This window comes from Fibrobacter intestinalis (assembly GCF_900167415.1).
In the GTDB taxonomy this organism is placed as follows: domain Bacteria; phylum Fibrobacterota; class Fibrobacteria; order Fibrobacterales; family Fibrobacteraceae; genus Hallerella; species Hallerella intestinalis.
Genome location: NZ_FUWU01000031.1, coordinates 25,315 through 36,552, shown reverse-complemented (window position 1 = coordinate 36,552; position 11,238 = coordinate 25,315). Strand labels below are relative to the sequence as shown.

Below are 11,238 nucleotides of genomic sequence, written 5' to 3'. Positions count from 1 at the left end.
GGCATTACTGAGCCGCAGCCGCGGACGCAACGCGTCAACTCTGAAGCCCCCTTATCCCTTCCGCCCGCTGCGCAAGCGAGCACCTCGCAGTCTGCGAGAAGAAATTTTCCTTCTGAAAAAGAAATTCCTGTATTGAAAAAAAAGAGTTCCACTTTGCGAAAAAGATATTCACACTTTGAAAAAATTTTTAATTGAGAGTATTTGGTGGAAGATCGTATATAATTCCCCTTCGATTAGTTTGGCTAGTTCGACAAGCTCACTAACCAACGGTTGCTGAGCTTGCCGAAGGGCAGGGATCGGTTGAAAGTTGGGAGTTGGAACTGAAAACTGAAAACGAATAACTGTCGTGGAGGATTTATACAACGCCCCGATTTTGTCTGCGAACAATTACTTCCCAATGCAGAAGCCACTGAAAATCGTCTGCAAAATATCTTCGCTGGAAATTTCCCCGATTATCGATGCCAACGCAGCAGTCACCTGACGCATTTCAAAAGCGAGCAATTCAGGAGCCGGATTTTTATCCAGCAAATCCAAAATCCGTTCGACTCCACGGTCGGCGTCCCGAAGCGCTGCGCATTCCCGCTCGTTCGTAATCCAATACTCCTCGCCGGATTCTCCCTGCGGAAACAAAGCCTTTTCCAATTTTTGTACAAAGGCGTCCAAGCCTTCGCCGGTTTTCGCAGAAAGCTCCATCCGTTCTGCCGATGCGACATTTCCTTTGGCCTTGCCCACACCAGACTCCGCATACTTCAAATCCGATTTTGAAAAAACGACCCAATGTTTTTTGGAACGTGCGCAAGCGATTTGCTTTTGGGAGTCTTCCGAAAACTCCGTCGCCGAATCGACAAGGCATATCGCCAAATCCGCCGATTCAATTGCCGCAGCGCTCTGTTCCATAGAACGCCTGTCCAGTTCACTTTGAGCCACATCCGCAATGCCAGCGGTATCAATCAAAGAGATTTCCCCCGAAGGCAACGCCAATCGAGTTTCAATGAAATCGCGCGTAGTCCCCGGCACATCGCTTACCAAGACCCGATTTTCTTTCAGCAGGGCATTCAGCAGGCTCGATTTTCCCGCATTGGGTGCGCCGTACAAAACCACGCGAGGCGCACGATTCAAGCTCCCAGCATTTTTAAAATGCGACAGCAGATATTGGATGCGATTTCGAATTTCCAAAAAGCGTTCCTTCCAGCCTCCCACATTGGGATCCGCTTCCTCTTCGACAAAGTCCACATCCAATTCCAGCAGGGCAGAAACATCTTTTACCTGATGTGCCAGCTGCCGAATATCCGACGAAAATTTTCCGGAAAGCAGCTTTTGCGCATTTTCGACACCGGCAAGGGTCTGACTGTGGATTACATCCGCCACAGATTCCGCCTGCACCAAATCCATTTTTCCATTAAAGAAAGCACGCTTCGTATATTCGCCAGGAAAAGCAATACGAACATTTGGAATTTGACACATTGCGTCCAGCAAGTTCCGGACGATGAGCGGGTTCCCGTGAGGAAAAAGTTCCAAAGCATCCTCGCCGGTGTAGGAATGGGGCGCTTTGTAAAAAATATAGACCAGATTATCCAGCAATTTTCCGCTTTTCGGGTGGCGTGCCGCAGCGAGAACGGCTTGACGCGGCGTCGGATTTGCACAGCCGAACATCTGCTTTAAAATCGAAACGGTTTCCCCGCCACTGACACGGATTGCGGCCAAAGCCGAAATCCCGTTCGGAGTCGCCGGAGCTACAATAGTCTGTTCCACGATGCAAATATAGATTTTCGCTCCAATGTACGAAAAATTCTTTACGGGCGAGTCTTGCAAATTTCGCATCTGGACAAGCGAACTCAAATCGTTTCGGCAACAAAATGCCATTCGGAAAAACGCACGACCAATACACAGAAAAACCCGGCCGAAGCCGGGTTTTGAGAATAGGAGAGAAAAAACGTTTGAGTAAAAATCCAAAATTTTTAAGCGGCGTCCAAGACCTCGTCGATTTTGGTATTGCGCAATTTTGCCAAGGCTTTTTCCTTGACTTGGCGAACCCGTTCTTTAGAAAGTCCCACCATTTTGCCGATTTCTTTCAAATTCAAGTCGGCATCCATATCCAAGCCATAATAAAGCCCGATGACACGGTGTTCCTGGTCCGTCAAATTTTCTTTCAAGAGCAAATCCAACGAAGCCTGTTCCCCGTTTTTAGCAGCCAGAGCGTCAGTCGCTTCGGAATCCGCAGCCAAGCAATCGCTCAAAGGCGTGTCACCGTCTTCCCCGACCGGAGCATCCAAAGACGCTGCGCGAGTGCCCATCTGCAAAATTTTCTCGATTTCCTTCGCTTTGTAGCGGCTGACTCCTTCAAGGCTTTCCGGATCAATGGTCACCTGGCCACCCACAACCTGGCGAGTCTGGGAAGAAACGCGATTAAAGCGACGCAAGACCAGTTCTTTTTCGGCGCTTATCCGAACCAGACGGGCTTTTTCAGAAATGGCGCGGGTAATATTCTGGCGAATCCACCAGACCGCATAACTGATAAATTTGATTTTTTGATTGGGGTCGAAACGGCGGGCGGCTTCAATCAAGCCCATATTGCCCTCGTTAATAAGTTCCAAAGCGTCGAGTCCCTGCCCCTTATAAAGATTGGCGATATTCACTACAAATTTGAGATTGGATTTGACGAGCAGGTCTTGCGCCTCTCGATTTCCTTTGGCAGAGAGCTGAATTAAAATTTTTTCTTGTTCACGTGTGAGTAGCGGATATTTGGCGATATCGTTCAAATACTGAAAGTAAATGGAGTTCATCTGTCTTTACCTCTTTTTGTTGGCAGCGACCTTTTCACTGCACTTTGCAATATAAAGCCTCCATTTTTGGGAAGTGTCAAAGAGAACACCCGTTTTCGCAAAAGCTTCATCGTCTTTTTGTCCGTATTTATCGTGTTTTTGTCATTTTTTTGTCATTTCGTCCCAAAACTCCTTATATTGAGGCACATGAAAAGCAGTCTTCCAGAAGAAAAGAACCTTTCCCGCCTTGATTTTGAAACGATGAATGCACAGGTTGCAACCCTGAAAAAATTGCCCGTTTGGCTTCCCATAAAAAAAATTCCATCGCCCATTTATCTGCGCATTATCACGGTGCTGTTCCTGCTCTCCATCGGCTATGTCGCCGCTATGGCGGGAATCGATCCGCGGCAACACGAACACAGCGGAAAGGTTCTTATTTCCCTTGTCGCCGTGACCAACTACATCGCTATTTTCTTTTTAAACCAGTTTCTTTTCGTCCCCCGTCTGTTCTTAAAAAAGCGTTTCAAGCTATTTGGCCTTTTAAACTTTATCTGCCTCATCGAAAGCTATCTTCTCCAAGAATTGTCCATCCATTGGATATCCGGGACAAACAGCACTTTTTTTGAATTTATCACCAAGCCTAATTCTCTGTGGACGACTGCAACATTTCTCTTGACCTTCTGCGTTCTGACGATCATCATTTGCATTTTCAATGTGCTAATGCAGCTGGGGGCCATCCACACCAAGAACGCCTACTTGAAACACGTGCAGGAAAATTTCTACATCCAGGCGGATCTCGCCTTTTTAAAACAACAGCTTTCCGCCCACTTCCTGTTCAACACTATGAACAATATCACCGCGCTCGTCGATATCGATCCCAAACAAGCGCAAAAATCGATGATTCGGCTATCTTCGATTCTAAGGCAAATGCTTCACGAAAACAAGGGAATGTCCGTAGATTTGGACAAGGAAATCGACCTTCTGGAAAAGTATTGCGAATTGGAGAAATTGCGCTTTGGTCCCAATATGCAATGCATCATTGAAACCAAAATCCAAGAACAGGACAAACAAATTGCGCCGCTTCTGCTGCTGCCCTTAATCGAAAACGCTTTTAAGTATGGCTATCACCCTTCATCCCCGAGCCGAATTGAAATCCATATTTCCGAAAACAACGACATTCTGCATTGCCACGTAGAAAACACCATTACGCCACAAACGGCATCGACACGCATCAAAAGCGGAATCGGGCTGGCCAATCTGAAACAGCGTCTGGAAATTTGCTACCCGGGGAAATACCGCTACGAAACCGAAAATGCAGACGGCATCTACAAAGCGGATTTACAAATCGAACTCAAAGGTTTCAAAAATTTCCAGGAAGAAATTCCTGTCGATACAAAAAATGCCTCGGCTTAAACCGAAGCATTTTCGAGAAAACATTCTCTAAGGATTAAGCCTTCACCTGCTTGACGACGGCAGCAAACGCTTCCGGGTCGCTAACGGCGAGATCAGCCAGAACCTTGCGGTTGATGCTGATGTTTGCCTGAGAAAGCAAATGGATGAATTGGCTGTAACTCAAATCGTATTCGCGCACAGCGGCATTCAGGCGAGTAATCCACAGGGAGCGGAATGCGCCTTTCTTGTCACGACGGTGAGCGTATGCGTATTGACCTGCGTGGGCGACGGCTTCTTTCGCAAGGCGAAGATTCGACTTGCGGCGGCCGAAGTAGCCCTTGGCAGCCTTGAGAATTTTTTTGCGACGGGCGCGAGAAGGAACTCTAGTCTTAGAACGTGGCATTCTTACAACTCCTTATGCTTTGACAAGCAGACGCTTGACTCTGTATTCATCGGATTTTTTGATGGTTCCGGCTTTGCGCAAATTGCGTTTGCGCTTTGTCGTCATCTTAGTAAGAATGTGGCGAAGACCAGCGCGTTTGAACTTCACGTGGCCGCTGCCGGTCACGCGGAAGCGCTTCTTGGCACCGCCGTGGGTTTTCATCTTAGGCATTATTGACCTCTTGGGTTTGTTGTTTAGCCTCACCTGCTGCCTTTGGCTCGGTTGCGGGCTTTTGCTGCACCGCTTTTGGGGCGGCACCGCGACGTGGACCGTAGATGTAAAGAAGCGTATTGCCTTCCATCCGCGAATCCGTTTCCAATTCGCCGACATCGCCCAAATCTTCTTTGGCGCGTTCCATCAGCCGGCGACCGTAGTCCATGTGCGCCATTTCACGCCCACGGAACTGCATAATTAAACGAACTTTCATCCCACTTTCCAAAAAACCGCGCATCTGCTTAATCCGATAGAGATAATCGTTTTCTGCGGTCTTCGGGTGCATCTTGATTTCTTTCAGCTTGACCACGTGCTGCTTGGCTTTTGCCGCCTTCGCTTTCTTGGCCTGTTCAAACTTGTATTTGCTGTAATTGATAATTCGGCAAACCGGGGGTTTCGCATTCGGCGAGACTTCCACCAGATCCAGTCCGGCGTTCTTGGCCATCTGCAAAGCTTTGCGCGTATCAATGATTTCCTGGGTTCCGTCGTCCTTGATAACGCGGACCGGGGAAATATGAATGGCTTCGTTGATACGAGTGCCGTCAGCAGGACGATTTGGCATTTGCCTCAAACGCGGATTGGGAAACAAGTTATGCTACCTCATGAAAAATGGTTGATTTCCGCAGAAAATTTAGCAAAGAGTTGCAAAAAGTTCAACTTTTCCAGAAATTCCCCTTTGGATTTTGCCGTTTTTTTTGTATAATTGGGATTGCTGCGGCGGTAGCTCAATGGTAGAGCTTTAGCCTTCCAAGCTAATGGTTGCCGGTTCAATCCCGGTCCGCCGCTCTAAAAACTCCGAGTTCTTCGGAGTTTTTTGTTTTAAATGCTCCGAATCGCTTGAAGTTTGCGCTTTATTTGGCGTTCGCACTCGGCTTTTAGAACGGGGTGAAAGAACTTTGCCAACCGCTATTCGACGGAAATTCCCAATTTGGTAATCAGGGAATCGATGCGGCGGGAAAGCTGAGCTGCACCCAAACCAGAAAGGTGAGAATGGTCGTTCGCCATCTCGTCCGTGTAATCATGGTTGCCCATCCTGTTTTCATCCATCAAATGGAAATTCGGATAGGTTTCGTGCAAAGCGGAAAGCTCTTCAATCAGTTCAACCGCCTTGCTGCGCTGGAGACCGCGATAGCCGTAGGCACCTGTTTCCCTGTAGCCCGGATGCATCGGAGTAAGAACGCCAATCACCGTAATGTTCTTTTCCCGACAGGTTTCAAGAAGAGAGGTCAAAGTGGCAAAATGCGTGTAATAAATAGAGGCTCGCGCATCAGTCCAAGTAGAATCCGTGGTAATACTAACATCACCCCAAGAACGACTCTCCCTGAAATAAAAGCCCCTACCCTCTCGAATTTTTTTCCCTGTAGCAGCCTTGCCAGGAGAATTATAAGTCAAGGAATCCAAACCTGCGGGAACGCCATCCACCCAGTAATTGTGATTTCTGTCGTACACATATCCCGGATAGCTTTCCCAAGCCGTGTAGAATATATTGTACTTGTCTTTTCCATCGTTGTATTGACCTCTATCCAAGTCAAACGAAAGAATGAGCAATTTCAACTTCTTGACATGCGGCAAAACGTATTGGTAGAAGAACCGACTTGTCCCATAAAGAGTCTGAGAACGAGTCGCTAAATTGATGGCGAACAAAGGCTTTGAAAAATATTCAGGAGCAATGCCAAAATAAGCCCGCGACGAACCCATGATGACCATATTCGCCGAATCCCGATACTGCCAAAGCTGCTCCATTTTATAACGAAATTCTATAGCTCTAGGACAAGCGTCCGAGGAATTGTAATACTGTCCCGCACTGTCCGGATCGAGGATGAAGCCTTTCGTCGTATCCGAAGGAAGCGTGTCTCGTTCGGATTCGGGGCGTTTTTCCACGCGATCCGTCCAAAGGTTCGGATGCCAGAGTTCGGAACCCTCGACCAGATTCAGCAAAGAGGAATCGCTTGTGCGAATCAAAACCATTCTGTTATGCGCGCCATCCGCATTCGTAAGACTCGCCACAAAATGTTCGCCTAGCCCATCCGCCCACTCGGTGTGATCAAACGCGTATCCGCCCGGAGCCTTGACAGACTGAACAAGTTTTCCCGCACTGTCCGCGACGAAGAGAAATTCGTGCGGCTGGTAGGAACCACCGACAAACTTCTTGCCCGTAGCACTTGCGAAATCCAGAAAAAGAGTACGCTTACCAAGCATCGCAAGCGATGCGTTACACGCCTGTTCGCCATTATACCAGACCGTATCGTCGGCGTTTTCCAAAAGAGTCGATCCACTGTCGGCGAGATTTGCACGGAGAAGCCTTGCGCCCGTTACGGCAAGCTTTCTGTCGTAGCTAACGCCACCGTGAAAAGCTCCATCAAAAAGTTTTTGCGGCGTTCCAAATTTTCCGTTAGAAAACGGAACTTGCCAAGTGCTCCTTGCCTTGAAATCGGCATTTTCCTTGTTGTTCCCGGCATCGGTCACGTAGAGGACAACCGTATCGCCGTTTTCAAGAACCTGAAAGCGTGGAATCGCGGCACTTTCGACGCCAAGTTTCACAAGATTTGAACCTGCGGAATCGAGATGGCGAACATAGAGAGCGGACTTGCCCGAAATCCCTTCGAGACCCGTACAGAACGCGACGAAGTTGCCGTCCGGCGATATGACCGGATGGTAAACGCCAATAGTGTCCTCAATTTCAACAGGCGAAGGATTCTCGGCGGAGTAATCGATATAAACCAGATTTCCCGTCTGATCATTGCGGAAGGCGAGTTTGACGTTGGAGGTTTTGAAATAGGTATAAAGTTCGGCGGCGTCGGCCAAAAGCTTAATCGGATCGCTGGAAATTTTGCCGTCCGAATCCAGATAGACGGCGTTCGGAATCTTGCCGCGCGCAAGGCGGAAACCGACATAGTCCGCAGAGGATGCAGGCGTAACCGCATAGACGTCGCCACGACTGTAAAGGTGGATGCTCGCCGTATCCAGCGAGAAGTGTCCTCCCTTAACGACGCGTTCATTCAAATCGTTCGTGTTTGAAGCTCCTGCGAAATTAACGACCAGAGTATCGACGAGGTGCCCGAGCGGATCGTTCACCCATTCCATCAAATTTCCCGACAAATCGCAGAACACTGCGGAATCCTTTTCCAGTTCACAAACCGGATGCGCTTTGAAACCCGAATTGGAATTGTGAAAACTTTTCGAAAACGAGAAATTCCCTTGAGCCGCCTTCACCCATTCCGCTTCAGTAGGAAGACGAAAGCCGTTGCGGTCCAAGCGAACCGAAAATCCGGAAAGATCGGTCGCACTTCCATTTTTGTCAAAGATCGCGCCCGAATATTCATAGACCGTATCAAGCCCTGCCCGTCTGCTTTTTCTGTTCGCAAAGAGGGCCGCATCGTAAAATGTCACATTGGAAACGGGGAGACTATCGCTTTCGCAGCCGGAAATCTTGACGGAATCCATCAGGGCAAGAAAATCCCCGCAAGTCGTTTCGTGGATGTCCAAGAAAAAATCGTAATCGAGAACGACCCGCATTCGCGGTCTTTCGCTTTCCTTGGCATTCTTATTGTCCGTTCCGAGAAAAACCGTATCTGAAGACCCCTCAACAAGAAGCATTCCCGTAGGGATTTCCGCTATGGAACTGGAAGATTCTTCATTGGGCAATGAAGTTCCCGCGGAATCGTCACTGCAAGCGATAAAAAAGAAAACAGCCAAGATGCCGACAAAAAGTTTCACACATCTTCCCAAGCTAGAACAATCAAAAATATAATTTACATTTTGAGAAAGCCTGTCAAAAACTCAAAATCAAGAACCGCTCCCTGAGCCTGTCTAAGGGCAGCAACCGGTTGTCGAAGCGCGCTAACCATGGTTCGACAAGCTCACCAACCGGCGATCCCTGAGCCTGCCGCTTCTCCTGTGTTCAAGCCAAAATCCATTTTCCATGGGAAAGGCGAAGCATCTCGCGGCCTGCTAGAAGAAATTCTGCGAAAAAACGCCCCGTTTGAAAAAAGTCCCCTTCCGAGAGAAAGTTCTCACTTTGAAAAAAGAGTTAATCGCGAGTATTCCGAGGAAGATTTATATAATCCCCTAATTTTATGCGAAAACCGACAACTCATCTCTAACCACTGGCAACGGACAACCAACCACTCTAATGCAACCGATTTTTTGAAAATGAATTTTTGGGGACTTATATAGAAAATACCACCGCAGCCGTAAGCGGGTTACCAATACAATTTGCTAATGGAAATTTATTGTTTTCAAACTTCTTCAAGTTTTTATTTTCCTGCATTTTTGACTTCGGACCGGATAAGATTTTCCCCAACTTTTTGAAATTGCAATAACTTGCAGTATTATAAAGATATGCCGAATCATTTAGAATTATTAGTGCCCGGTAAAACTTGATAATTCAACCTGAAATCAAACAAAAAAGGCGGCTTCCGTTTCCGAGAGTCGCCACTTTTGACTGTTGTTCAGTCTACAACAAAGGACAAGGCCAAAAGCACCATATAAAATAGAAATTTTACCGGATAGCCGCTATTTGCACAAGTCGCAAAACACCTCCCGAAAAGTGAAATCCTAAGACTCTCCTGTAGCGTCGGCGGGGAACGCTATGTCAGGCTACCAGCACCTGCTCGTGCTGCTGTTCGCCGTGATGAAGGACTTCAGGTCCCTGCGCGACATCCTTATGTCCGTAAACACCGATGCGCGGTACCTAGCGCACGCTGGGGTACACCCCTCTCTTTCATGATGGCAACTTTTTTGCAAAAGGCAACTTCTCCCGACTTTCAAAACCCTCTCGCTTTCATCAGCGGTGCAGCAAACTGGGAGCCTCTAATTTTCCTGGAGCTTCTGTTTTTGTAATGGAAAACGAATCCAAAATTCCCGACTTCCACACCAAAAATACGGCAGCAAAAAAGAGCAGAACCAGCAAAACCGTCCCCATGCTGGACTTCTTTGTTTCCAGTCCGCGAATCCGCCCGGCTAGAACCCGATTTTTCAGCCGAGAATCCAGTTGGTCAATCGTGACGAAGTCCCCCACAATCGGTTCCCGACGAATGCGCCCAAATGCCCGTTTCTGCACAAAATACGTCCTGTGCGTCGCGTCCGAGTAAACGCTTCCCTCGTGCTTCGATGCGTTCCAGTTGCTAATCCGCCCAATATCGACAATCATCGTGATTCCTCCTTTTGAAAGAATATAAAAAAGCCGCCTTTCCGGGCGGCTAAAAGAAAGAAAATTTTACAGAAGACTAGATGGTATCCATTCGAGCGACATCCTTGTCGTAATCTACTCCGGCAATGTCAAATCCATTCGTGGCAAGGAAGTCGTGGCGGTAGCCTTCCAAATCGCCCAACTCGGCGATGTTGTCTTCGTTTACAATGGCCATGTACTTCGCCACTTCGTCCTGCACTTTCGGGTCGAGTTCCAGTTCGTCAATGCGAATCCGGTTTTCGTCGTCGGTCGGCACAGGCTCGCCCATATAAAGGCGTTCGGCAAAAAGGCGTTCCATCTGTTCGATGCAGCCCTCGTGCGTTCCGTTTCTTTTCATGATTTTGAAGAGAATGGAGATATACAGCGGAATCAGAGGAATGACTGCGGAAGAACGGGTCACGAGGCCTTTATTTACGGAAATGTAGGCTTCGCCGTTCAGCGTCTGCTTCAGCTTTTCGTTGATTTCGCGGGCAGTGCGTTCAATATCCTTTTTGGCGGCGCCGATGGTACCGTCGCGGTAGATGGCGTGAGTGTAAGTCGGGCCGATGTAGGAATAGGCGACCGTCTTGACACCTTCGGCGAGAACTCCCGCTTCGGAAAGCTGCTGAATCCAACGCGCCCAGTCTTCGCCACCCATCACTTTTACCGTCTGACGCTTTTCTTCTTCGTTCGCAACTTCGGCAGTGATGATGGAAAATTTCCCTGTCACGACATCCATTGTCGCACCCGAGAAAGTTTTGGAAAGGGGCTTCAGGACGCTGCGATACTTTTCACCGGTCACCGGATCTACGCGAACCGCACTCGCCACACTGTAAATCACGAGATCGATTTTGCCGAACTGTTTGGAAGCTTCGATGACCTGACGGCGCATTTCGTCCGAGAAGGCATCGCCGTTGAACGTGACGCAGCCGAGTCCCTTGGCTTTTGCCGCCTGGTCGAACGCCATGTTGTTATACCAGCCCGGCGTCCCGCTCTTGGATTCCGAGCCTTCCTTTTCAAAGGAAACGCCAATGGTGTTCGCACCAAATTCAAAAGCGGCAGCGATGCGGCTAGCCAGCCCGTAACCCGTCGAACAGCCGAGGACCAAGACGTTCTTGGGAGCGCAGGGCAATTTTCCGCGTTCCGACGCTTTCTTTTCGACATAGGCGATTTGATTTTCAACTTCTTTCGCACAACCGATAGGATGGGCGTTGATGCACATATTGCTGCGAATAAGCGGTTTAATAACCATAAGTTTA

The 11,238-nt window shown here is 48.4% G+C and carries 11 protein-coding genes and 1 tRNA gene; 4 read left to right on the top strand and 8 right to left on the bottom strand.

The genetic code is table 11. From position 1 onward, the window contains the following. Positions 1 to 387: 387 nt before the first annotated feature. On the bottom strand, positions 388 to 1,752 hold the full coding sequence (mnmE, locus tag B5D40_RS09295) for a tRNA uridine-5-carboxymethylaminomethyl(34) synthesis GTPase MnmE (RefSeq protein WP_233134309.1): 1,365 nt from the start codon (positions 1,750 to 1,752) through the stop codon (positions 388 to 390). A gap of 206 nt (positions 1,753 to 1,958) precedes the next feature. Further along, on the bottom strand, positions 1,959 to 2,783 hold the full coding sequence (locus tag B5D40_RS09290; protein ID WP_073303530.1) for a sigma-70 family RNA polymerase sigma factor: 825 nt from the start codon (positions 2,781 to 2,783) through the stop codon (positions 1,959 to 1,961). 186 nt (positions 2,784 to 2,969) lie between these two features. Between B5D40_RS09290 and B5D40_RS09285 the strand changes: the two genes are divergently transcribed. After that, a complete protein-coding gene (locus B5D40_RS09285) occupies positions 2,970 to 4,175 on the top strand; it encodes a sensor histidine kinase (RefSeq protein WP_078776693.1) in 1,206 nt (401 codons plus the stop codon). Between the two features lie 34 nt (positions 4,176 to 4,209). Here the strand turns inward: B5D40_RS09285 and rplT are convergent, their stop codons facing one another. From rplT to infC, 3 genes are read right to left on the bottom strand one after another with little or no spacing between them, the layout of a single operon-like run. Further along, positions 4,210 to 4,557, bottom strand: a complete 348-nt coding sequence (rplT, locus tag B5D40_RS09280; RefSeq protein ID WP_073303527.1) for a 50S ribosomal protein L20 — start codon at positions 4,555 to 4,557, stop codon at positions 4,210 to 4,212. Between the two features lie 12 nt (positions 4,558 to 4,569). After that, on the bottom strand, positions 4,570 to 4,767 hold the full coding sequence (gene rpmI / locus B5D40_RS09275) for a 50S ribosomal protein L35 (protein ID WP_073303525.1): 198 nt from the start codon (positions 4,765 to 4,767) through the stop codon (positions 4,570 to 4,572). After that, positions 4,760 to 5,371, bottom strand: coding sequence for a translation initiation factor IF-3 (gene infC / locus B5D40_RS09270; RefSeq protein WP_078776697.1), 612 nt, complete (start codon positions 5,369 to 5,371; stop codon positions 4,760 to 4,762). The genes rpmI and infC overlap by 8 nt, the downstream gene beginning before the upstream one ends. A gap of 152 nt (positions 5,372 to 5,523) precedes the next feature. Here infC and B5D40_RS09265 point away from each other — a divergent pair. Continuing rightward, positions 5,524 to 5,595: transfer RNA gene (locus B5D40_RS09265), tRNA-Gly, on the top strand. Between the two features lie 120 nt (positions 5,596 to 5,715). Here the strand turns inward: B5D40_RS09265 and B5D40_RS09260 are convergent. Then, the gene (locus B5D40_RS09260; protein ID WP_158222166.1) at positions 5,716 to 8,526 is read right to left on the bottom strand and encodes a TIGR02171 family lipoprotein; all 2,811 of its coding nucleotides are present in this window, start codon (positions 8,524 to 8,526) and stop codon (positions 5,716 to 5,718) included. A gap of 129 nt (positions 8,527 to 8,655) precedes the next feature. Here B5D40_RS09260 and B5D40_RS15310 point away from each other — a divergent pair, with 129 nt between their 5' ends. Then, a complete protein-coding gene (locus B5D40_RS15310) occupies positions 8,656 to 8,985 on the top strand; it encodes a hypothetical protein (RefSeq protein ID WP_143394478.1) in 330 nt (109 codons plus the stop codon). Positions 8,986 to 9,400: 415 nt separating this feature from the next. Next, positions 9,401 to 9,538: a DUF4372 domain-containing protein gene (locus B5D40_RS16510; RefSeq protein ID WP_078776691.1), complete on the top strand. Its 138-nt coding sequence runs from the start codon at positions 9,401 to 9,403 to the stop codon at positions 9,536 to 9,538. A gap of 57 nt (positions 9,539 to 9,595) precedes the next feature. Here the strand turns inward: B5D40_RS16510 and B5D40_RS09250 are convergent, their stop codons facing one another. Then, positions 9,596 to 9,961, bottom strand: a complete 366-nt coding sequence (locus B5D40_RS09250) for a hypothetical protein (RefSeq protein ID WP_078776690.1) — start codon at positions 9,959 to 9,961, stop codon at positions 9,596 to 9,598. A 76-nt stretch (positions 9,962 to 10,037) separates the two neighbouring features. Then, positions 10,038 to 11,231 (bottom strand): enoyl-ACP reductase FabV, encoded by a 1,194-nt coding sequence (gene fabV, locus B5D40_RS09245; RefSeq protein WP_078776689.1) that lies wholly within the window; start codon positions 11,229 to 11,231, stop codon positions 10,038 to 10,040. Positions 11,232 to 11,238 lie beyond the last annotated feature (7 nt).

Bases quoted from the DNA above. Each gene is read 5' to 3' on its own strand.
- B5D40_RS09290 (WP_073303530.1), bottom strand. From the start codon at position 2,783: ATGAACTCCATTTACTTTCAGTATTTGAACGATATCGCCAAATATCCG.
- B5D40_RS09285 (WP_078776693.1), top strand. From the start codon at position 2,970: ATGAAAAGCAGTCTTCCAGAAGAAAAGAACCTTTCCCGCCTTGATTTT.
- rplT (WP_073303527.1), bottom strand. From the start codon at position 4,557: ATGCCACGTTCTAAGACTAGAGTTCCTTCTCGCGCCCGTCGCAAAAAA.
- rpmI (WP_073303525.1), bottom strand. From the start codon at position 4,767: ATGCCTAAGATGAAAACCCACGGCGGTGCCAAGAAGCGCTTCCGCGTG.
- infC (WP_078776697.1), bottom strand. From the start codon at position 5,371: ATGCCAAATCGTCCTGCTGACGGCACTCGTATCAACGAAGCCATTCAT.
- B5D40_RS15310 (WP_143394478.1), top strand. From the start codon at position 8,656: ATGGTTCGACAAGCTCACCAACCGGCGATCCCTGAGCCTGCCGCTTCT.
- B5D40_RS16510 (WP_078776691.1), top strand. From the start codon at position 9,401: ATGTCAGGCTACCAGCACCTGCTCGTGCTGCTGTTCGCCGTGATGAAG.
- B5D40_RS09250 (WP_078776690.1), bottom strand. From the start codon at position 9,961: ATGATTGTCGATATTGGGCGGATTAGCAACTGGAACGCATCGAAGCAC.
- fabV (WP_078776689.1), bottom strand. From the start codon at position 11,231: ATGGTTATTAAACCGCTTATTCGCAGCAATATGTGCATCAACGCCCAT.